A 23756-nucleotide genomic window follows, 5' to 3' on the forward strand; every position below is an offset into this window, starting at 1 on the left:
TTCCTCCGTCACACCAGGAAAAACTCGCCGAAGCCCATCTTTTTCAGCCCCCGGCGGTAGGCAATCGAGCTTTTATCCGCAGGGATGTGGGCTTCCAGAGTCAGATCCAGCGGCAGGCTTTCCGGGCGCTGCGTCTCAACCATCAGGCGGTCTTCTTCAAAAATACGCAAATTGAAGGCGTGCACTTCCTCTACCGGAATATGCAGGTCAAAGTTGCGCGCGATAGGGGCGAACATGCGGGTTACCCGTGAAGAGACGGGCGAGGCGGCGTTCATGATCACCAGCCTGGCTTCCCCCGGAAAATGGATCGTCAGCGTGGCGGTAAACGGCAGATGCATTTCAAAATGACGCAGCCACTGGAAGCCTTCCGGCGCCTGGACATCGGAGCTGGCGGGGTAGTTGCTCACCGAACTCCAGTAATCGGCAACAAAGCCAAACGGCGTCTCCTGGGGCTGATAATGGGGTACCAGCGGATTATTGGGGTCAGCAAAGGTGTCAGTGTGGATCCAGGCAAAATGCGCCACGTCCAGAAAGCCTTCCACCTGACGGCCGGCGAAGCCATTCACTTCAAACGCCGGGCAGTTGATCTGCTGAAATCCGTCGTTATCCCAGTGCGGCATGGTGGGCAGCGGCATTGGGTTATCCGGATCAAACGCCAGGCAGGTCCAGATCAACCCAAAGCGCTCCTCCACGGCATAGTTAATCAGGTTAAGCTTCGCGGGAACCGGCTGGTCAGGGCTGGACGGAATGCGGTTGCAGCGTCCATCTTCACCAAAGCGTAAGCCATGATAAGGGCAGATAATCCCGTGTTCATCGTGAAAGCCCAGCGTCAGCGGTACGCCGCGGTGCGGGCAAACGTCCCGGGCGACCACAACCTGGTCTTTGACGCGGTAGATAACCAGTTGTTCGTCGAGCAGGGTGGCTTTGACCGGTGCCGCGCCGATGTCGCAGGCGCGAGCAACCGGATGCCAGCATTTTGCCAGACGCAGCCAGTCCTCTGGCTCAAACGTACAATGGGCGGGTGGAGTCGGTTGTATTTTCATGGTTGTCCCTCTCGCGTTCAGCCTAAAGGCCCGGCCTGAATGGTGTCGCACAGACCGTTAATGATGCGCTCTCCGGTCTCCTCTTTGAGCTCCTGGTACCAGGCCCGGGTCAATGCCATGTCTTTGCCATGCGTGATATCACAGCGTTTACGGGCCTTAAGCACCAGGTCGCGGACCCGGTCACAGCGCAGCGCTTCGTACTGCCGCAACGCCAGTGCGATGTTGTGGTTCTCGCGCAGGCAGTCACCCAGCACCACGGCGTCCTCCATCGCCGCGCATCCGCCCTGGCCGATATCTGGCGTGGTGCTGTGCGCGGCATCGCCAAGAAGCGCCACGTTGCCGCGCACCAGGGTGTCGAACGGTTCAATGTCGTGGATTTCGATACGGTTGGTGGTCTCGGGATCCAGCGCGGCGATGAGCTTCTGCACCGGTGGCGCCCAGCCGCGGAAGTAGCCCGTGAGATCGGCGCGAAGGGTAGTGCGATCTTCCGCCAGCCCGAGGGGGAGCGGAACATCAAAAAAGAAATAGAAGCGTCCGCCGGCGACGGGCATCAGCGAAACGCGCTTGCCCTCGCCGACGAAGGTGGTCCACTGGTGCGCAGGGGCAATCTCTTCATCAATCTTCACCAGCCCGTTCCAGTTGACGTAACCGGCGTAGCGGCGCTCGGGCGTATAGCCCAGCACGTACGGGCGAACCGCGGAGTGACTGCCATCGGCGGCAATCAGGAAATCCCCCGTCGCGGTAGTACCGTCGGTGAAGGTGGCGGTGATGCCAGCCGCGTCCTCACGGACGCTTTCAACGCGTTTGCCGAACTGAACGTTCTCGTGCCCCCAGAAGTTCAGCATTTCGCGCTGCAGTTCCGTACGCGACACGGGGCAGGGGCGACCGCCCGTGCGCTCGACCAGCGGGGCAAGGCTAAAGCGGGTGAGGGTATCGCCGCGCCGGTGATCCTTATAGGCCATAAAGCGCATAGGGCCGCCGTAGGTCTCGATGATGTCGCCCATTCCGAGGTGCTGCATGCATTTCACCCCATTGGGCCAGATGGAAATGGCCGCACCGACGGGCTTCATCTCTTTCACGGCCTCAAACACGGTACAGTCGATTCCCGCCTTCTTCAACGCTACAGCGGCGCTCAGGCCGCCAATGCCCGCGCCAATAACGATTGCTCTCATGCTTCTCTCCTTTTGCAGGGTGTAAAAAGGGAAGAGCAATTTGCGTACCAGGCTGCAGAGTGGCGAAAAGCGCGTTGTATGGGGTGGTTTTGCACTGCTAAGGTGCGCAAACGCGGTGAGAATGCCTTTTTATGAATCAATAATTTCCTGTTGTGCGATCCGGAATCGACTGTTTCATGGGGGATGGCAAGAGTGGCGTAGTTTGTGCAAAGCGATAAAACGACGATATGACGGGAGTGAGTATGATTGCACTGCAAACTTTTAATCAACTGAGCCACGAAGAGGCGCTCGCGCAGTTGCAGCCCTGCGTGGCGTTGCCCGACTGGGCCGATGCGCTGGTGCAGGGGCGGCCCTATTCACACCGCAAAGCACTGTTCGACGCCGCCCGGACATTGGCACAAACCTGGGATGAAACGGCGCTTACGCAGGCCCTGAATGCGCACCCGCGAATTGGTGAGAAACCGACGGGAGCCCGGGCGGAGGCGGTGCTTTCGCGCCAGGAGCAGGGTGCCGTCGACAACCGCGACAGGCAGCTGGCACAGGCACTGCAGGAAGGGAACGCTCGCTACGAGGCCCGTTTTGGACGCGTGTTTTTGATCCGCGCGAAAGGCCGTAGCGGTGAGGAGATTTTACGCGCCCTCAACGCCCGGCTGGCAAACAGCGATGCGCAGGAGGTACAGGCCGCACTGGAACAGCTGCGGGAAATTACGCTGCTTCGGCTGGAAGGAGTCATTGACGAATGAGTACGTTAAGCACACATATTCTTGATATTTCGACGGGAAAACCGGCGCAGGGCGTAAGGGTTTATCTTGAGCAGGACGGCGTCGTATTGGCCACTGCTTTCACTAACGCCCAGGGGCGCATCACCGCGTTTATCCCTTTCCTGCCTGCAGGACGTTACCGGCTGGTGGCCGAGATAGGGGCTTGGTTCACCGAAACCGGCCGCGACACGCTTTACCCCTGCGCGCAGATCGATTTTGTGACGGGAGAAACGGCAGACGAGCACTTCCACCTGCCGTTTGTGATTGCGCCGGGCGGGTGGTCAACCTACCGCGGCAGTTGACCACACCTGCACACCGTTGACCCAGGTCTCGCTAATATTGCGCTCGTCGCCCAGGGTCATCAGCACAAACAGCTGCTCATAAATGTCCTGACAGCGCCGGTTACGCAGGCGCTGTAGCGGCGTAACGGCCGGGTCGATGACGATAAAATCGGCCTCTTTGCCGGGGGCGAAATTGCCAATCTTATCGTCCAGCCTCAGGGCGTGAGCGCCGCCCAGCGTGGCGTGATAAAACGCTTCGCTGGCGCGCAGGCGGTAGCTCTGCAGCTGACCCACCTTGTACGCCTCCCCGAGGGTGCGCAGCATGCTGAAGGTGGTTCCGGCACCCACATCGGTGCCAATGCCCATACGCACCTGGTGTTGCCAGCAGGCGGGTAAGCGGAACAGTCCGCTGCCAAGAAACAGGTTCGAGGTGGGGCAAAACGCCACCGCCGAGCCGGTATCGTGCAGACAGCGCCACTCGCTCTCATGGAGGTGGATCCCATGGGCAAACACGCTGCGTTCGCCGGTCAGCCCGTAATGATGATACACATCCAGATAACGTTCATGTTCCGGCCACAGATCGCTTACCCAGGCCACTTCATTTGGGTTTTCGCTCAGATGGGTCTGCATCCACGTGTCGGGAAACTCCTCTCTGAGCAGGCTGACCGCGGCCAGCAGTTCCGGTGAGGAGGTCGGGGCAAAGCGTGGCGTAATGGCGTAGCCCAACCGTCCACGGTGGTGCCAGCGCTGGATCAACTCGCGCGTCTGCCGGTAGCTCTCTTTCGCGGTTTCACTCAGGTAGTCAGGCGTGTGGCGGTCCATCATCACCTTCCCGGCGATAAGGCGCATGTTAAGGCGCAGGGCCTCGGTGAACAGCGCCTCGACCGATTCAGGATGCAGCGTACAAAACACCAGCGCGGTGGTGGTGCCGTGGCTGACCAGTTGGTTGATGAAAAACGCCGCAATCTCTTTCGCATAGGCCTCATCGGCAAACTGGCTTTCTACCGGGAACGTGTAGGTGGTCAGCCACTCCAGCAGTTGCTCACCAAAAGCGCCAATCATCTCCGTCTGCGGGTAATGGACGTGGGTATCGACAAAACCCGGGAGCAGCAGTTTGCCACGCAGGTCGGTGTACCCTTTATAGGGATCAAGATACTGCTCGCCCTCCTGCCAGGGCATCTGCGCCAGAATTTTGCCGTTATGGATGAACAGCAGCCCGTCTTCAAGGTAGCGCGCCTGTTGGGCGATAACGTCTGCACTGTCGCAGACCCGGGCAATATCAAAAAATGCACCGCGGATCGCAGTCTGGTAGTCCATCATGATTCCTGCCTTAGTGTTTGCGTAGCGGGGTGATGAGACTGAGCAAAAACGGTGCCAGAATGAAAAAGGCCGCAGAGGAACTGCGGCCCGGAGGAAGGGTTACTCTTTTTGCGTTGCCACGTGGGGGCTGAACGACGAGGCGCCTGCCGCTTCACGCTCTTCCCGCGCCAGCCAGCGGTAGGTGACCCCGCCCAGGAAGACGCCGATAAACCAGCTAAAGTTGGCCACTTCATGCAGGGAGGGAATAAAGCTTATCACCAGTCCAACGGCAACGGATGGCACCAGCGCGCCGATGGCTTTCGGGTTGAAACCGTTGCGATACCAGTATTTGCCTTTTGGCGTGTCATCAAACAGATCGTCTACGGAGACCTTGCCGCGCTTAATCAGGTAAAAATCGGCAATCAGAATCCCGAACAGCGGGCCAATAAACGCCCCGAGCACGTCCAGAGTGTAGTGGATAAGCTCCGGCGAGTTAAACAGGTTCCACGGGGTTAACAGGATAGAGCCGACGGCGGCGATCATCCCCCCGGTGCGGAAGCTGATTTTTTGTGGTGAACAGTTAGAGAAATCAAACGCCGGGGAGACGAAGTTCGCCACGATGTTGATCCCGATGGTGGCGGTGATCATGGTCAGCAAGCCAATGGCCACGGCCAGATCGTTGCCCACACGGCTGACGGTTTCAATCGGGTCAGTGATCATGCGGCCAAACAGCGATTGCGTACCCGACACAATCACCACGGTAACGATGGAGAACAGCAGGAAGTTAAACGGCAGGCCCCAGCGGTTACCGCGGCGGATCTCCCCCATGCTTTTACCGTAGCGGGAGAAGTCCCCAAAATTGAGCAGCGGGCCGGGGAAGTAAGAGACCACCAGCGCCGTGGCGGTGATCATCTGCCAGGTCTGCTCACCGGCGCTCAGGGATTTACTGGCGAGGGTAAAGGAGATGCCGTCAAAACCGGTCTTGTATACAATCCATCCCGCCAGCGCCAGCATCACCACGTAGACCGCCGGACCGGCGATATCAATAAAGCGCTTAATGGCGCTCATGCCGTGCCAGAAGACCATCGCCTGCAGCACCCACATGATAGCGAAACAGATCCAGCCAAGATGCGACAGGCCCAGGAACGAACCGGTGGTGAGCGTCGCGAGTGAAGGCCAGAACTTAAGCGCCACCAGCATCAGCGCGTTGGCGGCCAGGTAGGTCTGAATGCCGTACCATGCGAAAGCAATCAGCCCGCGGATCACCGCCGGAATATTGGCCCCGAAAACGCCAAATGCCTGACGGCAAATCACCGCGTAGGGTACGCCTGCCATCTGACTCGGTTTCGCCACCAGGTTGGCGCACAACTGCACAATGCAAATCCCTATCAGCAGGCAGAGCAAGACCTGCCAGCTTGCCAGCCCGAGCGTAAAGAAGCTCGCGGCAACAACATAACCCCCCATGCTGTGGACGTCCGACATCCAGAAAGAAAAGATGTTGTACCAGCTCCAGTTCTGGTCACGCGTCGGTGCCAGATCCTCATTGCAAAGCCGTGGGCTGTAAACCGCACCGGAATCAGCGGCCGTACCGTGCTGCGCGTTTTGTCTGTTTGGCATGAAACCTGCTCCTGTGAATGAAAACCCGTTAAGTGGGAGTGCAGACGGTGTTGCAGGATCCAGGCCAAAATAATAAATCTTGTATGCAATATTTTATTTTTATGTATACGATTCGATAGCGAAAAGTAAAAATCGGAGTGGTTAATGAACAACATAAACAGCCTGCAGACCGCGCCAGACCTGCATGACAAAGATGAATCCATCTTTCAGGCGCTGATGACCGCGATAGTCGAACATCAGTTGCTCCCGGGAAGTAAATTGCCTGAAGAGGCGCTGGCTGAGGTCTTCGGCGTGAGCCGCACCGGTATTCGCAAGGTGCTGCAACGACTCGCTGCTGTGCAAATGGTCACCTTAACGCCCAAACGTGGTGCACACGTGGCCAGCCCGACGGTAGAAGAGGCGCAGCAGATCTTCCGCACGCGCGCGCTGCTTGAGGTGGCTAACCTGCCGGACGTGCTGGCCCACTGTCAGCCGCCGCATCTGGCTGCACTGGAAGGGATTATTCGCCAGGAGCAGCAGGCGCATGAGGCGTATGACGGTCCCGCCGCAATCCGCCACTCCGCCAATTTCCATATTCAGCTTCAGGCCATTTCAGGCAATCAGGTGCTGACAGAGATGGTGACCGGACTGAGCCAGCGGTCGTCGCTGGTGATCGCAGCCTGGGGCGCGCCGTGGCGTCAGGGCTGCCGCTGCAATGACCACGAGCAAATGGTGGAACTCTTGCGCCAGAAGGCGCTCCAGCCCCTGAGTGAGGCCTTAATGCACCATTTTGAACATATTGTCGCCAGCCTCTGTTTCGAACGGGCCGGTGAGTGCCTGCCTGATTTTGCCCGGCTGTTCGCCAGCCACAAGGAGTCGTAATGTCGTCTGTTTGTATACAAGTGATTAACCCCAACACCAGCCTCGCGATGACGGAAACCATCGGCGCCGCAGCCCGCGCGGTAGCAGCACCGGGAACGGAGATCCTCGCCGTCTGCCCGAGCGCAGGTGTGCCCTCGATAGAAGGTCATTTTGATGAGGCCATCGCCGCCGTGGGCGTTCTCGAACAGATAAAACGCGGACGGCAACAGGGCGTGGATGGACACGTGATTGCCTGCTTTGGTGACCCCGGCCTGCTGGCGGCGCGCGAGCTGGCGCAGGGGCCGGTCATCGGTATCGCAGAAGCTGCGATGCATATGGCCACGCTGGTGGCAACACGCTTTTCCGTTGTGACCACGCTGCCTCGCACGCGGATTATCGCCCGCCATCTTTTGCACCAGTATGGTTTCCAGGACCACTGTGCAGCCCTGCATGCCATCGATCTGCCGGTGCTGGCACTGGAAGACGGTAGCGGCCTGGCTCAGGAGAAGGTGCGCGCGCGCTGCATCCAGGCGCTGAAAGAAGATGGCTGCGGCGCGATTGTGCTCGGCTGCGGTGGAATGGCGACGCTGGCGCAGGAGCTGACGCGCGAGCTGCACGTGCCGGTGATCGACGGCGTCAGCGCGGCGGTGAAAATGGTCGAGTCGCTGGTGGCGCTGGGGCTGTCAACCAGCAAGCACGGGGACCTGGCTTTCCCGGAGAAAAAAGCGTTGAGCGGACACTTTCAGGCACTGAATCCATTTTAATTGAGGGGGTGATAATGGCGCTTTTTAACGAAGATTATCCGCGGGACTTACGCGGCTATGCAGGCAAGCCGCCGCACGCGCAGTGGCCGAACCAGGCGCGCATCGCCGTGCAGTTTGTACTCAATTATGAAGAAGGGGCGGAAAACCACGTGCTGCACGGTGATGCCGGCTCAGAACAATTCCTCTCGGACATCATTGGTGCGGCCAGTTATCCGGACAGACACATGTCGATGGACTCCCTCTATGAATACGGCAGCCGCGCTGGGTTCTGGCGGATCCATAACGAATTCTGCAAGCGTGGCCTGCCGCTGACGGTCTTTGGCGTGGCAATGGCGCTGGCGCGACATCCCGATATCGTTGACGCCATCAAAGCGGCTGATTATGACGTGGTTAGCCACGGCTGGCGCTGGATCCACTATCAAAGTATGGATATCAACCAGGAGCGCGAGCACCTGCACAAGGCGGTGCATGTCCTGACTGACCTGTTTGGCAAACCGCCTGCCGGCTGGTACACCGGGCGTGACAGCCCAAACACCCGCCAGCTGGTAGTGGAGCATGGGGGCTTTGACTATGACAGCGACTACTATGGCGACGATTTACCGTTCTGGACGCAAGTGGCGTGCAGCGACGGCACGCGCAAACCCCACCTGATTGTGCCGTATACGCTGGATGCCAACGACATGCGCTTCGCGACCGCGCAGGGGTTCAACACCGCCGAGCAGTTTTATACCTACCTGAAAGACAGCTTTGACGTGTTGTACGAAGAAGGGGAACGTGCGCCGAAGATGATGTCCATCGGCATGCATTGCCGTCTGCTGGGGCGTCCGGGGCGTTTTCGTGCTCTGCAGCGGTTCCTTGATTACCTTGCGCAGCACGATCGGGTATGGGTCTGTACCCGCCAGCAGATAGCCGATCACTGGCGTGAAGTGCACCCGTTTCAACAATAACGATCCAGCAGTGCGCCGGGCGGGCGGTGACGCCTGTCCCGGCCTTCGGCTTATCTGATGGGAAAAGCGCCATCGGGCAGGGTTATTAGCATTACGCCATCACGCTCACCTGCGCCGCCACAATTCGCCAGCCGTACGGGAAGCGTACCCATGTCTGCTGCTGGCGGCCAATCCGCTCCGTTCCTTCGCGCGTGAATTCGGTGCTACACACGGCGTAATCCTCTCCGAAGGTGGTGATTACCGTATGGCGCAACGTCCTTTGCAGACCCGCGGACGGGCGCGCCGCCCGAAAGGCGCGGATTTCCTCAATGCCGTACAGGTTTTCGCCCGCACCGAGACGCACCGTGTTTTTGTCGTGCCAGAACAGCTCATCCAGCACCGGAATGTTGTTGCTTACCAGCGCGTCTTCATAGCGGTAAAAGGCTGCGGTCACTTCTGCAACGACCCACGGAAGGTTAATGTCATCGTGATTTATCATGGTGTCATCTCCGCTGGCCGGGCATCGGTTATTCCGCTTGCTTCCAGAACCCGCGCCACGCGCAGGCAGGCTTGCTCGTTAAACGGTGCGGCGATCAACTGCAGGCCAACAGGTGCGCCCTGAGCGGTGCGCAGCGGGACGGTGGTAACGGGTAAACCTAAAAACGAAATCGGCTGCGTCAGCATGCCCATGCTGGCGCGAACCGGTAACGGCTGGCCGTTGATCTCCATAATCTCTTCGCCAATTTGCGTTGCACTGCGCGGCGTGGCCGGGGCGATCAGCACGTCGGCCTGCGCAAACAACGCTTTAAACGCCTGTCGGGCCTGCGTGCGAAAACGCTGGGCCTGAATATACCAGGCAGAAGGGATCATCGCGCCGGCCAGCAGTCGCTCGCGCGAATGGGGTTCAAAACGCCCGGGCTCGCGGCGAAGCGCGGGCAGGTACTGATTTCCGCCTTCCGAGGCGCTGATGATAAACGCTGCGGAGCGGGCCAGCTCGGCATCGGGGAATTGCAGCGTTTCCTGCACGTCGAGAGCTTTTGCCACCCGCGCCACGGCGTCTCGCATGTCGCTGTCGCACCAGGTACTGAAATAGCCGCCGAGCACCGCGCAGCGCAAACCATCCAGACCGCGGTCGAGCAGGGGCCGGGTCTGCTCCCGGGAACTCTCTGCCTGAAATCCGTCGCTGGTATCCCGACCCTGCAGTGCATCGTACACCGACGCCAGATCGCTCACACGACGGGCAAACGGCCCGATGTGATCCAGACTGGCGACAAACGGATGGCTGCCGGCGCGTGACAGACGACCAAAAGTGGGCTTAAGACCGTATATTCCGCACAGGGAGGCCGGTACGCGAATCGACCCGTTGGTGTCGGTACCGAGCGAAAAATGAACCAGTCCGGCAGCGACCGCGGCGGCAGAGCCGCCGGACGATCCTCCGGCAATGCGCGTCACATCGTGCGGGTTACGCGTTGCGCCGTAGTAACTGTTTTCTGTCGTAAAGCCGTAGGCGTAGGCATCCATGTTGACCATCCCCGACAATAAGCCACCGGCACTGCGCAGCTGGCGTACCGCAAAGCTGTCAGCGGTGGCGGGGGGGCGCTGGCTGAACAGCTCTGCACCGGCAAGGGTCGTGTGCCCGGCGACGTCGAACAGGTTTTTCACCGCGTAGGGAATGCCCGCCAGCGGCGGCAGAGGGCGTTTCTCCCGACGCAGGGTGTCGATATTCTCGGCTTCGGCCAGCATGCGTTCTTCCGTGACGGTGGTCCAGGCGTTGATATGGGGATTGATGCGCGTAATGGCTTCCAGGGTCTGGCGGGCGATGTCATGGGCGCTCAGGTCGCCTGCACTCAGCGCCTGCTGGATCTCACTGATACTCATCTCGTGTAGCGTCATGCTTTGTATACTCCTGCGATCTCCAGACGGTCATCAAACGGAAGCGCCATCAGCGGGGCGGCCATCGCCGCGATACGGCAGAACTGCACATGGAGTTCTGCCCGGCGGGCGTCATCCAGCTCAACGCCCAGCACGGACTCCATTTGCGCCAGATAGGCATGCCAGTCAGGTTGTGTGGTATTCATCAGTCTCTCCTTAAAATCCGGCGGCGGCGCCGTTGCTGCGCGGGTCAAATGCCCCTTCAAACAGCCCGTTAGGATGGCGAACAATCGCACCCGCGTGGCCCATGGCTTCGCTGAATGCCGGGAAGCACTCCACGTCGTGGCCCAGCGCCTGCAGGCGCGCGACGGTCTGGGGCGTAAAGCGGCCTTCCACCTTCAGGGTGTCGGACGTCTGTCCCCAGGTGCGCCCCAGTAACCAGCGCGGGCGGGCGATGCTCTCCTGCAACGGTACCCCCTGCACCACATAGCGGGTAAACAGGGTGGCCTGAGTTTGCGGCTGGCCGTCACCGCCCATCGAGCCGTAGACCATGACGCGTCCGTCATGCAGACGCGCGGCTGCCGGGTTCAGGGTGTGGAACGGTTGTTTTCCTGGCGCAAGCGCCAGCAGGTGACGGGGATTGAGGCTGAATGAGGCTCCCCGGTTTTGCCAGACGATGCCAGTATCAGGCAGGACCACGCCGCTGCCGAACTCGTGATAAATGCTCTGGATAAACGACACGGCAAGACCGCTGTTATCCATCACTCCCATCCAGACCGTATCACCAGGGCCTTTGCCGCAGCCCCACGGTGCGGCCTGGTTATCATCGACCTGGTCGGCGAGGGCGGCGAGGGCGGCAGGTTCCAGCAGACCCTGGATATCGGTTTTCAGCTCGCGCGGGTCGGTGATATGGGCATCGCGCAGACCAAACGCCAGTTTGGTGGCCTCTACAATGCGGTGAACGGTGGTCGCTTCGTCAGCGTCGGCCATGGACAGGCGGTCGGTTATCCCGAGGATCGCCAGCGACACCAGCCCCTGCGTTGGCGGCGCAAGGTTCCACACTTCGCCTTGCTGATGCTGTAATTTCAGCGGCGTGGTGCGCCGGGCGACATGCGCGTTTAGGTCTGCCAGGGTGATGGGCAGCCCCAGCGTTGCCATGCCCCGGGCCAGACGCTCCGCCAGCGGGCCGCGATAAAAACTGTCCAGACCGTCTTCTGCGAGGTGCGAGAGCGTGGAGGCCAGCGCCGGTTGATAAAACCGGCTGCCGACCTGTGGCGGTTTGCCGTCCGTCAGCCAGGTCTCCGCGAAGCCGGGCAGGTCCTTCAGTTCATCCAGCTTACTGGCCGTGGCAGCGGCCTGAGACGCGGTTACCGGCGTGCCGTTTCGGGCATAGTCAATGGCGTCTGCCAGCAGGCGATTCAGGGGAAGAGCGGTGCCCGTCAGCGTGCGCGAAACCTTCAGCGCTTCGTCCCAGCCGCTCACCGTTCCCGCCACGGTCAGCGCCGCACGAGGCCCGCGATGGGGGATCTGAGAGACATCGTCATAGGCGGCAAGCGTCGCCAGTGAGCCTGCTGCGCCGCTGGCGTCAATGGCGACCGGTTCGCCATCGGGCGGCACGATAAGCCAGAAACCGTCCCCACCGAGACCGTTCATGTGCGGGTAAACCACGGCAATGGTTGCGGCGGCGGCGACCATTGCCTCAATCGCGCTACCGCCTTCGCGCAGAATGGCCAGGGCGCTCTGGCTGGCAAGATGGTGGGGCGCCACGGCCATTCCGTGTACGGAGACATTACTTTGCATGGAGAGTCCTCATAACCCAAAAGTCACAAGGTGCTGCAAAAGCTGTTCCAGTTATGAATGAAAAGTTTCACGTCAGTCGTAACATAACGTTTTAAGAAGCTGGCATGCTTAATGAAAGGTATAGTGAGGTGAAACAAAAGTTACAGAGGCTTTATGGAACAGCTTGATGAACGTCTGAAAGCGCAATACGCGTCGTTGTCACCGCAGGAGCAACGGGTGGCTGATTTTATTTTTGATCATTTCGACGACCTCATTAGTTATAACAGCGCCGAGCTGGCGCAGCTGAGCGGGGTGTCGAAAGCCACGGTGAGCCGTCTGTTTAAGCGTCTGGGCTATGAGAAGTATAAAGAGATGCGCGACGAACTGCGCACGCTGCGCCAGAGCGGCATGCCGCTGACCGATAACCGCGATGCGGTGCAGGGCAACACTCTGCTGGCGCGGCATTATAAGCAGGAGATGGCAAACCTCACCCAGTGGGTCAACGCTCTGGATGCTCAGCAGTTTGCCGAGGCCATGGCCTCAATGGTGAAGGCACGGCGGATTGTGATTATCGGGATGCGCAACGCCTATCCGGCGGCGCTGCACCTGCGCCAGCAGCTGTTGCAGGCGCGCGGGCAGGTGCTGCTGCTGCCGCAGCCGGGGCAGAGCCTGAGTGAGGAACTGGTCGATCTCACGCCCGACGATCTGGTGATTATGATGGCGTTTCGCCGTCGCCCGCGGATCGTTCGGCCGCTGTTGCAGCAGCTTCAGCACAGCGGTATTCCGGTTCTGCTGATGTGTGAGCCGCAGGCACACAGCCTGTTTCCGCTGACCAGCTGGCAGCTCTGCGCCCCGCTGGATAGCGTCTCGGCGTACGACAGCTACTCGTCGGTCAACAGTCTGATCAACCTGCTGGCTAATGCCTTCCTGCATGAAATCCTCGATAAAGGCCGTCCCCGGATCCACGATATCGCCTCCCTGTATCAGCAGCTGGACGAACTGGAACAGCGATAATGGGGCATCAGGCTGGTGCTTTGCATTAAAATGGTGCAGAAAAGCGGGGCGGAAAAGGGAGGTCTTTTCCGCCCCGCTCTCGTTTTATCAGGCCTTCAGAGAAAATTTCCCGTTTCGCTTCATCTGGCACATTAGTTGCAAAATCCAATTCAAAGAATCTTTTGTTTCATGTTAACGTTACGGGGAAGCACCATGAAAAAGTTATTGATTGCACTGACCGGGGCCGTCTGTCTGTTTGCAAACCTGCCAGCAAAAGCTGACCAGCTGCAGGATATTGAGAAACGCGGCACTCTTCGTATCGCCGTCCCGCAGGATTTTCCTCCGTTTGGTTCGGTCGGGACCGATCTCCAGCCGCAGGGCTACGACATTGACATGGCGCGCTATCTGGCAAAACAGATGAAGCTCAAGCTGCAGCTGGTGCCGGTGACCAGTGCCAACCGCGTGCCGTATCTGCAAACCGATAAGGTGGATCTGGTGATCTCAAGCCTCGGTAAAAACGCCGAGCGTGAAAAGGTGATCGATTTTAGCCGTGCCTATGCGCCGTTCTTCCTCGGCGTGTTCGGCCCGAAAGGGGCTGAGCTGAAAGATGCTGCTCAACTGAGTGGAAAAACCATTGGCGTGACGCGCGGCGCGGTGGAGGACATGGTGCTGACCAGCCTTGCGCCGAAAGATGCAGACGTCAAACGCTACGAAGACAATAACACCACGCTGTCGGCTTACCTGTCCGGTCAGGTCCAGTACGTGGCGACAGGTAATCTGGTCGTGGCGGCGATTTCCCGCCAGAACGCCGCCAAAGCCCCGGTTCCGAGCTTTATGCTGAAGGACTCGCCGTGCTTTATCGGGCTGAAGAAAAACGAACCGGCGCTGAAAGCGAAAGTTGATGCGGTGATCGAGCAGGGAATTAAAGACGGCACCCTGAATAGCCTCTCTGAGCAGTGGCTGAAAGCGCCGTTGCCGGCAAGCCTGGGCGTGTAAGGCGATGACAGAGCAACTCCATTTCTCTGCGCTCTGGCCGTACTGGCCGTCGCTGCTGGCAGGGCTGTGGGTCACCATTCAACTGACGGTGATGGCAACCCTCGGCGGGCTGGCGATCGGTATTTTCGGGGCGGCGATTCGCAGCGGCCGGACGACGTGGTTCAGCCGGATCTGGGGCGGCTACGTGGAGATTATCCGCAACACGCCCTTTGTCGTGCAGCTGTTTTTCATTGTGTTCGGTCTGCCGAATCTGGGGCTGAAGATGACGGCGGGCGAAGCGGCGCTGCTGGCAATGGTCGTCAACCTGGGTGCGTACAGCACGGAGATTGTCCGTGCCGGTATTCAGGTTACGCCCAAAGGACAGTGGGAGGCCGGCCGCGTGCTGGGGCTTACCCGCCTGCAAACGTTTATACGCGTGGTGCTGCCACCGGCCCTGCAGCGTATTTATCCGGCGCTGGTCAGCCAGTGCATTATCGTTATGCTCGGTTCGTCGGTGGTGTCGCAGGTCTCCTATGAAGAGCTGACTTTTGCCGCCAACCTGATTCAGTCAAGAACGTTCCTGAGCTTTGAGGTCTATCTGGTGACCACCGGAATTTACCTGGTGCTGTCAATTACCCTGCGCCAGCTAATGATGGCGGCAGGACGGAAGTGGCTGGGGGTACAGGCATGATGACCACCTTTACCGACTGGGACATTATTCGCAATCTGCTGCTCGCCGGACGCTGGACGGTGCTGCTGTCGCTGGTGGCGTTTGTCGGCGGGGCGGCGGTAACGCTGCCGCTGTTGCTGTTGCGCCTCACGGGCGGGCGTACGGTAAAACGTCTTATCCGCGGCTATATCGAACTGTTTCAGGGCACGCCGCTGCTGATGCAACTGTTCCTGGCCTTCTTCGGCGTGGCGCTGTTGGGTATCGATGTTTCGCCGTGGACCGCCGCGTCGCTGGCCCTGACGTTCTACACCAGCGCCTTTTTGCTTGATATCTGGTTTGGCAGTATTCGTGCGCTGCCGAAAGGGCAGTGGGAGGCGTCGCGCTGTCTGGGGCTGACCTTCGGCCAGACGCTGTTTCGCGTGGTGGCTCCCCAGGCGTTACGCATCGCCATCGCCCCAACGGTGGGGTTCGCCGTGCAGGTGATTAAGGGGACCGCGCTGGCATCCATTATCGGTTTTATCGAGCTGACCAAGGCCGGGACGATGCTGACCAACGTGACCTATCAGCCGTTTAAAGTCTTTGCGCTGGTGGCGCTCGGCTACTTCATTTTGTGTTATCCGCTGTCGCGCTACAGCCGTTATCTGGAGACTAAATTCAATGCCTCTCATCACCATTAATCAGGTGCAGAAGTACTACGGCGATAACCACGTGCTCAAGGGCGTGGATCTGGACATCGACATGGGCCAGGTCATTTCAATTATCGGGCGCAGCGGTTCGGGTAAAAGCACGCTGTTGCGCTGCATTAACGGCCTCGAAGGGTATCAGGACGGCAGCATCAAGCTCGGCGGCATGACCATTACCGACCGGGATTCCCAGGCGCGTGAAATCAGCCGCTCGGTCGGCATGGTATTTCAGAACTTCAACCTTTTCCCGCACATGACGGCGATGGAAAACGTGATGCTCGCGCCACGTCGGGTGCTGAAGAAAAGCGCAGCAGAATGTCAGGCACTGGCGCAGCGCATGCTGGAGAAAGTCGGGCTGGGTGACCGTCTGGATTACTATCCGTCAAGCCTCTCCGGCGGCCAGCAGCAGCGCGTGGCGATTGCCCGTGCTCTGGCGATGTCGCCTAAAGTTTTACTCTGTGACGAGATAACTTCCGCGCTCGATCCGGAACTGGTAGGCGAAGTGCTCAAGGTGCTGGAACAACTGGCCGCTGAGGGGATGACGCTGATCCTGGTGACCCATGAAATGAATTTTGCCCGCGAAGTGGGCGACCGCGTGGTGTTTATGCATCAGGGGCGCGTCTGGGAGCAGGGCGACAGTAAAACGCTGTTCGCTAACCCACAGACCACTGAGCTTAAACAGTTTATCTCCTCCGTGCGCGGCCTCAATTAACTAAGGACTAAAAAATGGATATCGCTCAATTTCCGCAAATCAATCCGCCACAACGTCTGCTGATGGGGCCGGGGCCGATCAACGCCGATCCGCGCGTGCTGCGTGCCATGTCGAGCCAGCTTATCGGCCAGTACGATCCGGCGATGACCCACTACATGAACGACGTCATGGCACTCTACCGCGGCGTGTTCCGCACGGAAAACCGCTGGACGATGCTGGTGGACGGCACCTCCCGCGCGGGGATTGAAGCGATTCTGGTATCGGCCATTCGTCCGGGAGACAAGGTGCTGGTGCCCGTTTTTGGGCGCTTCGGCCATCTGTTGTGCGAAATTGCCCGCCGCTGCCGCGCAGAGGTCCACACCATCGAGGTACCGTGGGGCGAGGTGTTCACACCGGATCGGGTGGAAGATGCCATTAAACGCGTGCGTCCGCGCCTGCTGTTAACCGTGCAGGGGGATACGTCCACCACCATGCTGCAGCCGCTTGCGGAACTCGGAGCAATCTGCCGTCGTTACGATGTCCTGTTTTATACCGATGCTACCGCGTCGCTCGGCGGCAACGCCCTGGAGACCGATGCCTGGGGGCTGGATGCGGTCTCGGCGGGGATGCAGAAATGTCTTGGCGGTCCGTCCGGCACCTCGCCTGTTACCCTGAGCCCGCGGATGGAAGAGGCAATCCGTCGCCGCAAATGCATCGAAGAGGGGATCCGTACCGATGCCCATCGCGACGGCGACGAAGAGATGATTTACTCAAATTATTTCGACCTCGGCATGGTGATGGATTACTGGGGACCCGAGCGTCTGAACCACCACACCGAAGCGACCACCGCGCTGTTTGGCGCCCGCGAATGTGCCCGCCTCATTCTGCAGGAAGGGCTGGATAACGGTATCGCCCGCCACAAGCTGCACGGGGATGCGCTGCTGAAAGGTATTCAGGCGATGGGGCTCGAGACCTTCGGCGACCTCAGGCACAAGATGAACAACGTGCTGGGCGTGCTTATCCCTCAGGGCGTAAACGGTGACCAGGTGCGTAAACTGATGCTGGAGGATTTCGGCATTGAAATCGGTACTTCGTTTGGTCCGCTGCACGGCAAAGTGTGGCGTATTGGCACCATGGGCTATAACGCGCGTAAAGACTGCGTGATGACAACCCTGAGTGCGCTGGAGTCGGTACTGAACTACCTGAAGTTTTCCACTACGCAGGGTGCCGCGATGCAGGCCGCGTGGGATCATTACCGCACTGAGACGGCGCTATGAATCACGCGACACGCCAGCAGGCGGCAGAACGTGTGATGGCCCGCGCCGATGCGCTGGCCGCCATCAGCGAAACCCAGGATTCCCTTACCCGCGTGTATCTCTCTGCCCAGCATCTGCAGGCTAACCAGCTGGTCGGGCAGTGGATGAACCAGGCGGGCATGACCGTCTGGCAGGACAGCGTGGGGAATATCTGCGGACGTTATGAAGGCGAGCAGGAGGGCGCACCGGCGGTATTGCTTGGCTCGCATCTGGATACCGTGCGCAATGCCGGACGCTACGATGGGATGCTGGGGGTGCTGGCGGCCATTGAAGTCGTTGACAGCCTGCACCAGCAGGGAAAACGGCTGGCGCAGGCCGTTGAGATTGTCGGCTTTTGCGATGAAGAGGGTACCCGCTTTGGTATCACGCTGTTGGGCAGCCGCGCCCTGACGGGCACCTGGACTGCGGGCTGGCTCGACACGTGCGATGCCAGAGGTATCAGCGTGGCGCAGGCGATGGTACAGGCAGGGTTAGATCCCAGCCGTGTCGCGATGGCCGCCCGACGCCCGGATGATTTCAGCGCCTGTCTGGAACTGCATATTGAACAAGGACCGTGTCTGGAACAGGCCGGTCTGGCGCTGGGCGTGGTTGAAGCCATTAACGGTGCGCGTCGTCTGAACTGCCGCTTCACCGGTGAGGCCGGCCACGCCGGGACCGTGCCGATGGCGCATCGTAAGGACGCGCTGGCCGCCGCCGCCGAATGGATGGTGTTGATTGAAAACACCACCCGTCAGCACGGCGGCAACCTGGTGGCCACGGTGGGTGAGTTGCGCTGTCTGCCTGGTGCGGTAAACGTCATCCCCGGCGAGGTCGCGCTCTCGTTAGATATTCGCGGCCCGCAGGATGCGCCGCTTGACCTTCTGCTTACTGCACTGCTGACGCAGGCGCAGGCGATAGCGGCCCGTCGCGGAATACATTTTGCTGCCGACGAATTTTACCGAATCGCCGCCACGCCATGCGATACACGTCTGCAGGCACTGCTGGCGGAGGCTGTAGAATCGGTGCAGGGGAAGACATTATCGCTGCCGAGCGGTGCCGGTCATGACACCATCGCCCTGGCGGAGCGCTGGCCGGTAGGGATGTTGTTTGTGCGGTGTAAGGGAGGCGTCAGCCACCATCCGGCGGAATCGGTGATGGCTGAGGATGTCGCGCTGGCGATTGATGCCTTTACGCGTGCGGTAACGCGTCTGGCGGGTTAAGCGACCGAGCGTACCGCTTCATCGATGTCGGCACTCACCCGCACATCCTGCTCGTCAAACACCATGCAGTGGCGATCGTCAAAAGCCACATCAATTTGCTGCCACGGTGCGAATTTCACATCGCCCGGCAGCAAAATCTTCATATTGTCGTGGCCGTAGCACTGACCAAAGAGGTAGGTGTTATTGCCCAGACGCTCAACCACTTCACAGTTAAACGTCAGCCGCGTGCCGTGGCGGAGATCGGTGGTTAAATGTTCCGGACGAATGCCCAGCGTCACCGGGCTGCCTGCGTTCAACGGTGTGGTGGTCAGGGCCAGTGTGAGCGTCTTCTGCTGGGATAATCTCACCGTCAGCTCACCCGGTTGCCAGGCCTCTACCGTTGCCGGCAGGAAATTCATCTTCGGCGAGCCGATAAACCCGGCCACGAACTTGTTCGCCGGTTTGTAGTAGAGTTCCATCGGCGCGCCCATCTGCTCAACCTTTCCGTAGTTCATCACCACAATTTTATCAGCCAGGGTCATCGCTTCTATCTGGTCGTGGGTGACATACACCATGGTGGTTTTCAGCTCCTGGTGCAGACGGGCAAGGTGCAGACGCATCTCCACGCGCAGCTCGGCATCCAGGTTGGAGAGCGGTTCGTCGAACATAAAGACCCGCGGATTACGTACGATGGCGCGGCCAATGGCCACACGCTGGCGCTGGCCGCCGGAAAGCTGCTTAGGTTTGCGATCCAGAAGGTGGGAAAGCTGCAGCGTTTTGGCCACCATCTCGACCTGATGGCGGATCTGATCTTTCGGCACCTTATTGACCTTCAGGCCGTAGCCCATGTTTTCGGCCACCGTCATATGTGGGTAGAGCGCATAGGACTGAAACACCATCGCCACGCCGCGGTGGGAGGGGGCAACGTCGTTCATCACCTCGTCACCAATTAACACTTCCCCTTCGCTAATGTCCTCCAGTCCGGCAATCATGCGCAGCATTGTCGATTTACCGCAGCCGGAAGGACCGACAAAGACGGCAAACTCACCGTCTTCAATCTCAAGATTCACGTTGTGCAAGGTTACGGTGTCGCCAAAGCGTTTGGTGACATTCCTCAATTGTATGTTCGACATCTGTATTCCCCGAGTAAACCGCCGCGTATGTATTACGTATAACAATTATTTGCTACATGGCTGGGCGGTGCAATTTGTCTGCTCTGACTATAACTTCCAGTATTCGCGCACCCTATACTGATATTCCATTAATGTTATGACGATCACACAACTTACAGTTTTTTGTAGAGTTATCATGATGTGAAGGGTAGCGTATACCAAACCAAAGGCATTTGATGTTATACGTTGTACGCCAGTGTTAGTCGGTTTTCTGGCGAAGGTGTATGGCGGTGAAATGCAATAACAACCATAAAATTGTTATACCTTCACATGAGGTTGATAATGAAAAAGAACATACTCGCTGCTCTGATCCTCTCTACACTCGCGGTGCAGGCTTATGCCACCACGCAGCTTAACGTCTGGGAAGACATCAAAAAGTCGTCCGGCATTAAAGACGCGGTCGCCGATTTCGAAAAGCAGTACGACGTTAAGGTTAACCTGCAGGAGATGCCTTACGCGCAGCAGCTGGAAAAACTGCGCCTCGACGGCCCGGCAGGAATTGGCCCGGACGTGCTGGTCATTCCCAATGATCAACTGGGCGGGGCGGTTGTGCAAGGGCTGCTGACCCCCCTGAATCTGGAGGCGAAGCAGACCGAACAGTACACGCCGGCGTCCATCAATGCCTTCAAAATGGATAACACCCTTTACGGTGTGCCGAAAGCGGTTGAGACGCTGGTGCTGATTTACAACAAAGACCTGATCGCGAAGCCGCTCAACTCACTTCAGGACTGGTATGACTTTTCTAAACAGCAGCGCGCCAAAAACCAGTACGGCCTGCTCGCCAAGTTCGACCAGATTTACTACAGCTGGGGGGCTATCTCCCCGATGGGCGGGTACATCTTCGGTAAAAACGATAAAGGCGGTTATAACGCCAGCGACGTGGGCCTGAACAAACCGGGCGCGGTAGACGCGGTCACCTACCTGAAAAAATTCTATACCGATGACGTGTTCCCGGCGGGGATCATCGGCGATAACGGTCTGAACGCGATCGATTCTCTGTTTACCGAGAAAAAAGCGGCAGCCGTCATCAACGGTCCGTGGGCGTTCCAGCCGTATGAAGCGGCGGGCATTAACTACGGCGTTGCGCCGCTGCCGACGCTGCCGGACGGTAAGCCAATGAGTTCATTCCTGGGCGTGAAGGGCTATGTCGTCTCTACCTGGAGCAAAGACAAAGCCATGGCGCAGAAATTTATCGAATTTATCAACCAGCCGCAGTACGTCAAAACGCGCTATATCGCGACGCGAGAAATTCCGCCGCTGACCGCGATGATTGACGATCCGCTCATTAAGAACGACGAGAAAGCCAGCGCGGTTGCCGTGCAGGCCGCACGGGCGACAGCGATGCCGGGCATTCCGGAAATGGGTGAAGTCTGGGCTCCGGCGAACGCGGCCCTCGAACTGAGCCTGACCGGTAAACAGGATCCGAAAGCCGCGCTCGACAGCGCAGAAAAACAGGTTCAGATGCAAATCGAAGCCATGCAGGCCAGCAACCAGTAGTTTTCTGACGTCGCAGAACGGGAGGGCGTCTCTCCCGTTTTTTGAAAGGAGTTGTTTGTGAGTATCATCCCGGAACATTTTGCCAAACCGCGCGTGGCCGGGCGTCACGCCTGGACCAGCCTGCTGCTGGCGGTCATTCCCGGCTTCGGTCAGTTTTACCACCGTCAGTGGCTGAAAGGGGTCATCTTCCTGTTGCTGCTTGCCAGTTTTATCGGCGTATTTGCTGATTTTCTGCGCGAAGGGCTGTGGGGACTGGTGACGCTGGGTGAGGAGGTGCCGCGCGACAACTCCATCTTCCTGCTGGCGGAGGGGATCATCAGCGTGTTAATCGCTGCGTTCGGCGTGATGGTGTATTACCTGTCGATGCGTGATGCGTGGGTCAATGGCCTGAAACGTGACGAAGGGTTGCAGCTTAACAGCGTGCGTAAACAGTATCAGATGCTATTGAGCGACGGCTTCCCGTATCTGATGATCACCCCGGGCTTTATCCTGCTGGTGTTTGTGGTGGTGTTTCCCATTTTGTTCGGGTTTGCCATCGCCTTTACCAACTACAACCTCTACCACACGCCGCCGGCTAAGCTGGTTGACTGGGTCGGGTTTAAGAACTTCATCAATATCTTTACGCTCTCTATCTGGCGTTCCACCTTCTTCGACGTGCTGCAGTGGACGGTGGTCTGGACGCTGCTCGCCACTACGCTGCAGTGTACGGTGGGCGTACTGCTGGCGATTCTGGTGAACCAGAAAGATTTACGCTTTAAGCCGCTGATCCGCACCATCTTTATTTTACCGTGGGCGGTGCCGGGCTTTGTCACCATCCTGGTTTTCGCCGGGATGTTTAATGACTCGTTCGGGGTGATTAACAACGCCATTCTGGCCTTCTTTGGGATTGCGCCTAAAGCCTGGATGACCGATCCGTTCTGGACCAAAACGGCGCTGATCATGATGCAAACCTGGCTTGGTTTCCCGTTTGTTTTCGCCATGACCACCGGCGTGCTGCAGGCCATTCCTGATGATCTGTATGAAGCGGCCACCATGGACGGCGCCAGCAGCTGGACCCGGTTGCGGACCATTACGCTGCCGCTGGTGCTCTACGCCATTGCGCCGATCCTGATTACGCAATACACCTTCAACTTCAATAATTTCAACATCATCTATCTGTTCAATAACGGCGGGCCGGCGGTAGTGGGGTCGAATGCGGGCGGCACCGACATTCTGGTGTCGTGGATCTACAAACTGACGATGTCATCTTCGCAATATGCCATTGCGGCGACCATCACCATCCTGCTGTCTGTTTTTGTCGTCGGCCTGGCGCTATGGCAGTTCCGCGCCACCAAATCTTTCAAAAATGACGACATGGCGTAAGGGACGTAACAATGGCTAAATCACAAAGTATTAAACGTGAGAAATGGGTCCGCCTTTCACTCTCCTGGCTGGTTATTGTGCTGGTGTCGGTCATCATCATTTACCCGCTGGTGTGGACGGTGGGCGCCTCACTCAACGCGGGAAACAGCCTGTTAAGCTCCTCTGTTATTCCGCAGAACCTGTCGTTCCAGCATTACGCCGACCTGTTTAATGGTCAGGTGAATTACATGACGTGGTACTGGAACTCGATGAAAATCAGCTTCCTGACCATGGTGTTGACCTTAATCAGCGTTAGCTTTACCGCCTATGCCTTCTCGCGTTTTCGCTTTAAGGGGCGGCAGAACGGACTGATGCTCTTCCTGCTGCTGCAGATGATCCCGCAGTTCTCGGCGCTGATTGCCATCTTCGTGCTCTCGCAGCTGTTGGGCTTAATCAACAGCCATCTGGCGCTGGTGCTGATTTACGTTGGCGGCATGATCCCAATGAATACCTATCTGATGAAGGGCTACCTGGACGCCATTCCTAAGGATCTGGATGAGTCCGCGCGCATGGACGGAGCCAGTAACTTCCGCATCTTCATCGAGATCATCATGCCGCTTTCCAAACCCATTGTGGCGGTGGTGGCGCTGTTCTCCTTCACCGGGCCGCTGGGGGATTTCATTCTCTCCAGCACCATATTGCGCACCCCGGACAAATACACCTTACCCATCGGGCTTTATAACCTGGTGGCGCAAAAAATGGGTGCCAGTTACACCACCTACGCGGCAGGCGCGGTGCTGATTGCGGTGCCGGTCGCGATCCTTTATCTGGCCTTACAAAAATACTTCGTCTCCGGTCTGACCTCCGGGAGTACTAAGGGATAACC

General features: G+C 58.6%; 22 protein-coding genes and 2 pseudogenes. 15 read left to right on the forward strand and 9 right to left on the reverse strand.

Going from position 1 to position 23756, the window contains the following annotated elements:
• Positions 1-8: 8 nt before the first annotated feature.
• Positions 9-1043 (reverse strand): molybdenum cofactor-independent xanthine hydroxylase subunit HpxD, encoded by a 1035-nt coding sequence (hpxD, locus tag AM379_RS16215; protein ID WP_032677828.1) that lies wholly within the window; start codon positions 1041-1043, stop codon positions 9-11.
• 17 nt (positions 1044-1060) lie between these two features.
• Entirely contained in the window at positions 1061-2215 is a 1155-nt protein-coding gene (gene hpxO / locus AM379_RS16220; protein WP_106503911.1) for an FAD-dependent urate hydroxylase HpxO, read from the reverse strand.
• A 242-nt stretch (positions 2216-2457) separates the two neighbouring features.
• Here hpxO and uraD point away from each other — a divergent pair, with 242 nt between their 5' ends.
• Positions 2458-2958: a 2-oxo-4-hydroxy-4-carboxy-5-ureidoimidazoline decarboxylase gene (gene uraD, locus AM379_RS16225; RefSeq protein ID WP_106503912.1), complete on the forward strand. Its 501-nt coding sequence runs from the start codon at positions 2458-2460 to the stop codon at positions 2956-2958.
• Positions 2955-3278 (forward strand): hydroxyisourate hydrolase, encoded by a 324-nt coding sequence (gene uraH / locus AM379_RS16230; protein ID WP_014169459.1) that lies wholly within the window; start codon positions 2955-2957, stop codon positions 3276-3278. Before uraD ends, uraH begins: the two co-directional genes overlap by 4 nt.
• Here uraH and guaD read toward each other — a convergent pair.
• Complete coding sequence (guaD, locus tag AM379_RS16235; protein WP_104440247.1) at positions 3258-4577, reverse strand: guanine deaminase; 1320 nt, start codon at positions 4575-4577, stop codon at positions 3258-3260. The two genes, uraH and guaD, sit on opposite strands and share 21 nt — an antisense overlap.
• Before the next feature lie 99 nt (positions 4578-4676).
• A complete protein-coding gene (locus tag AM379_RS16240) occupies positions 4677-6173 on the reverse strand; it encodes an NCS1 family nucleobase:cation symporter-1 (RefSeq protein ID WP_106503913.1) in 1497 nt (498 codons plus the stop codon).
• A gap of 144 nt (positions 6174-6317) precedes the next feature.
• Here AM379_RS16240 and AM379_RS16245 point away from each other — a divergent pair, with 144 nt between their 5' ends.
• The 3 genes and pseudogenes from AM379_RS16245 to puuE all read left to right on the forward strand — a co-directional run.
• On the forward strand, positions 6318-7034 hold the full coding sequence (locus tag AM379_RS16245) for a GntR family transcriptional regulator (RefSeq protein WP_106503914.1): 717 nt from the start codon (positions 6318-6320) through the stop codon (positions 7032-7034).
• Positions 7034-7907 (forward strand): annotated as a pseudogene (gene hpxA, locus AM379_RS16250) (allantoin racemase). The gene AM379_RS16245 and the pseudogene hpxA overlap by 1 nt, the downstream one beginning before the upstream one ends.
• Positions 7807-8724, forward strand: a pseudogene (puuE, locus tag AM379_RS16255) (allantoinase PuuE); the annotation flags it as partial. The pseudogenes hpxA and puuE, both read left to right, overlap by 101 nt.
• Positions 8725-8815: 91 nt before the next feature.
• Here the strand turns inward: puuE and hpxZ are convergent.
• Genes hpxZ through hpxW form a run of 4 tightly spaced genes read right to left on the reverse strand, consistent with a single transcriptional unit; the run spans position 8816 to position 12375 of the window.
• The gene (gene hpxZ, locus AM379_RS16260; RefSeq protein ID WP_032677834.1) at positions 8816-9202 is read right to left on the reverse strand and encodes an oxalurate catabolism protein HpxZ; all 387 of its coding nucleotides are present in this window, start codon (positions 9200-9202) and stop codon (positions 8816-8818) included.
• Positions 9199-10596: an AtzE family amidohydrolase gene (locus AM379_RS16265; protein ID WP_063156162.1), complete on the reverse strand. Its 1398-nt coding sequence runs from the start codon at positions 10594-10596 to the stop codon at positions 9199-9201. The genes hpxZ and AM379_RS16265 overlap by 4 nt, the downstream gene beginning before the upstream one ends.
• A complete protein-coding gene (gene hpxX, locus AM379_RS16270) occupies positions 10593-10781 on the reverse strand; it encodes an oxalurate catabolism protein HpxX (protein ID WP_020884742.1) in 189 nt (62 codons plus the stop codon). The genes AM379_RS16265 and hpxX overlap by 4 nt, the downstream gene beginning before the upstream one ends.
• A 10-nt stretch (positions 10782-10791) precedes the next feature.
• Entirely contained in the window at positions 10792-12375 is a 1584-nt protein-coding gene (hpxW, locus tag AM379_RS16275; protein ID WP_106503915.1) for an oxamate amidohydrolase, read from the reverse strand.
• A gap of 153 nt (positions 12376-12528) precedes the next feature.
• Here hpxW and hpxU point away from each other — a divergent pair, with 153 nt between their 5' ends.
• The 7 genes from hpxU (at position 12529) to hpxK (ending at position 18881) form a co-directional block, all read left to right on the forward strand.
• Complete coding sequence (gene hpxU / locus AM379_RS16280) at positions 12529-13368, forward strand: MurR/RpiR family transcriptional regulator HpxU (protein ID WP_020884740.1); 840 nt, start codon at positions 12529-12531, stop codon at positions 13366-13368.
• A gap of 192 nt (positions 13369-13560) precedes the next feature.
• Positions 13561-14343: a transporter substrate-binding domain-containing protein gene (locus AM379_RS16285; protein ID WP_020884739.1), complete on the forward strand. Its 783-nt coding sequence runs from the start codon at positions 13561-13563 to the stop codon at positions 14341-14343.
• 4 nt (positions 14344-14347) lie between these two features.
• Positions 14348-15013, forward strand: a complete 666-nt coding sequence (locus tag AM379_RS16290) for an amino acid ABC transporter permease (RefSeq protein WP_040017102.1) — start codon at positions 14348-14350, stop codon at positions 15011-15013.
• Positions 15013-15669, forward strand: coding sequence for an amino acid ABC transporter permease (locus AM379_RS16295; RefSeq protein WP_025204495.1), 657 nt, complete (start codon positions 15013-15015; stop codon positions 15667-15669). The genes AM379_RS16290 and AM379_RS16295 overlap by 1 nt, the downstream gene beginning before the upstream one ends.
• Positions 15650-16387, forward strand: a complete 738-nt coding sequence (locus AM379_RS16300; protein ID WP_032677837.1) for an amino acid ABC transporter ATP-binding protein — start codon at positions 15650-15652, stop codon at positions 16385-16387. Before AM379_RS16295 ends, AM379_RS16300 begins: the two co-directional genes overlap by 20 nt.
• A gap of 14 nt (positions 16388-16401) precedes the next feature.
• Positions 16402-17643 (forward strand): pyridoxal-phosphate-dependent aminotransferase family protein, encoded by a 1242-nt coding sequence (locus AM379_RS16305; protein WP_014169474.1) that lies wholly within the window; start codon positions 16402-16404, stop codon positions 17641-17643.
• Entirely contained in the window at positions 17640-18881 is a 1242-nt protein-coding gene (gene hpxK / locus AM379_RS16310; RefSeq protein ID WP_106503916.1) for an allantoate amidohydrolase, read from the forward strand. The genes AM379_RS16305 and hpxK overlap by 4 nt, the downstream gene beginning before the upstream one ends.
• Here hpxK and AM379_RS16315 read toward each other — a convergent pair.
• On the reverse strand, positions 18878-19993 hold the full coding sequence (locus tag AM379_RS16315) for an ABC transporter ATP-binding protein (protein ID WP_106503917.1): 1116 nt from the start codon (positions 19991-19993) through the stop codon (positions 18878-18880). The genes hpxK and AM379_RS16315 overlap by 4 nt on opposite strands.
• A gap of 321 nt (positions 19994-20314) precedes the next feature.
• Between AM379_RS16315 and AM379_RS16320 the strand changes: the two genes are divergently transcribed.
• From AM379_RS16320 to AM379_RS16330, 3 genes are read left to right on the forward strand one after another with little or no spacing between them, the layout of a single operon-like run.
• The gene (locus AM379_RS16320; RefSeq protein ID WP_047744289.1) at positions 20315-21529 is read left to right on the forward strand and encodes an extracellular solute-binding protein; all 1215 of its coding nucleotides are present in this window, start codon (positions 20315-20317) and stop codon (positions 21527-21529) included.
• Positions 21530-21586: 57 nt separating this feature from the next.
• On the forward strand, positions 21587-22891 hold the full coding sequence (locus AM379_RS16325; protein ID WP_047357206.1) for a carbohydrate ABC transporter permease: 1305 nt from the start codon (positions 21587-21589) through the stop codon (positions 22889-22891).
• Positions 22892-22902: 11 nt separating this feature from the next.
• Positions 22903-23754, forward strand: coding sequence for a sugar ABC transporter permease (locus tag AM379_RS16330; RefSeq protein WP_014169479.1), 852 nt, complete (start codon positions 22903-22905; stop codon positions 23752-23754).
• Positions 23755-23756 lie beyond the last annotated feature (2 nt).

The sequence above is a fragment of the Enterobacter cloacae complex sp. FDA-CDC-AR_0132 genome (assembly GCF_003010695.1).
Classification (GTDB): Bacteria; Pseudomonadota; Gammaproteobacteria; order Enterobacterales; family Enterobacteriaceae; genus Enterobacter; species Enterobacter ludwigii.

Bases quoted from the DNA above. Each gene is read 5' to 3' on its own strand.
- AM379_RS16265 (WP_063156162.1), bottom strand. From the start codon at position 10,596: ATGACGCTACACGAGATGAGTATCAGTGAGATCCAGCAGGCGCTGAGT.
- AM379_RS16320 (WP_047744289.1), top strand. From the start codon at position 20,315: ATGAAAAAGAACATACTCGCTGCTCTGATCCTCTCTACACTCGCGGTG.
- hpxW (WP_106503915.1), bottom strand. From the start codon at position 12,375: ATGCAAAGTAATGTCTCCGTACACGGAATGGCCGTGGCGCCCCACCAT.
- hpxZ (WP_032677834.1), bottom strand. From the start codon at position 9,202: ATGATAAATCACGATGACATTAACCTTCCGTGGGTCGTTGCAGAAGTG.
- AM379_RS16240 (WP_106503913.1), bottom strand. From the start codon at position 6,173: ATGCCAAACAGACAAAACGCGCAGCACGGTACGGCCGCTGATTCCGGT.
- uraH (WP_014169459.1), top strand. From the start codon at position 2,955: ATGAGTACGTTAAGCACACATATTCTTGATATTTCGACGGGAAAACCG.
- hpxD (WP_032677828.1), bottom strand. From the start codon at position 1,043: ATGAAAATACAACCGACTCCACCCGCCCATTGTACGTTTGAGCCAGAG.
- AM379_RS16290 (WP_040017102.1), top strand. From the start codon at position 14,348: ATGACAGAGCAACTCCATTTCTCTGCGCTCTGGCCGTACTGGCCGTCG.
- AM379_RS16295 (WP_025204495.1), top strand. From the start codon at position 15,013: ATGACCACCTTTACCGACTGGGACATTATTCGCAATCTGCTGCTCGCC.
- AM379_RS16285 (WP_020884739.1), top strand. From the start codon at position 13,561: ATGAAAAAGTTATTGATTGCACTGACCGGGGCCGTCTGTCTGTTTGCA.
- AM379_RS16330 (WP_014169479.1), top strand. From the start codon at position 22,903: ATGGCTAAATCACAAAGTATTAAACGTGAGAAATGGGTCCGCCTTTCA.
- hpxX (WP_020884742.1), bottom strand. From the start codon at position 10,781: ATGAATACCACACAACCTGACTGGCATGCCTATCTGGCGCAAATGGAG.
- guaD (WP_104440247.1), bottom strand. From the start codon at position 4,577: ATGATGGACTACCAGACTGCGATCCGCGGTGCATTTTTTGATATTGCC.
- hpxO (WP_106503911.1), bottom strand. From the start codon at position 2,215: ATGAGAGCAATCGTTATTGGCGCGGGCATTGGCGGCCTGAGCGCCGCT.
- AM379_RS16315 (WP_106503917.1), bottom strand. From the start codon at position 19,993: ATGTCGAACATACAATTGAGGAATGTCACCAAACGCTTTGGCGACACC.
- AM379_RS16300 (WP_032677837.1), top strand. From the start codon at position 15,650: ATGCCTCTCATCACCATTAATCAGGTGCAGAAGTACTACGGCGATAAC.
- hpxK (WP_106503916.1), top strand. From the start codon at position 17,640: ATGAATCACGCGACACGCCAGCAGGCGGCAGAACGTGTGATGGCCCGC.
- AM379_RS16245 (WP_106503914.1), top strand. From the start codon at position 6,318: ATGAACAACATAAACAGCCTGCAGACCGCGCCAGACCTGCATGACAAA.
- AM379_RS16305 (WP_014169474.1), top strand. From the start codon at position 16,402: ATGGATATCGCTCAATTTCCGCAAATCAATCCGCCACAACGTCTGCTG.
- uraD (WP_106503912.1), top strand. From the start codon at position 2,458: ATGATTGCACTGCAAACTTTTAATCAACTGAGCCACGAAGAGGCGCTC.
- hpxU (WP_020884740.1), top strand. From the start codon at position 12,529: ATGGAACAGCTTGATGAACGTCTGAAAGCGCAATACGCGTCGTTGTCA.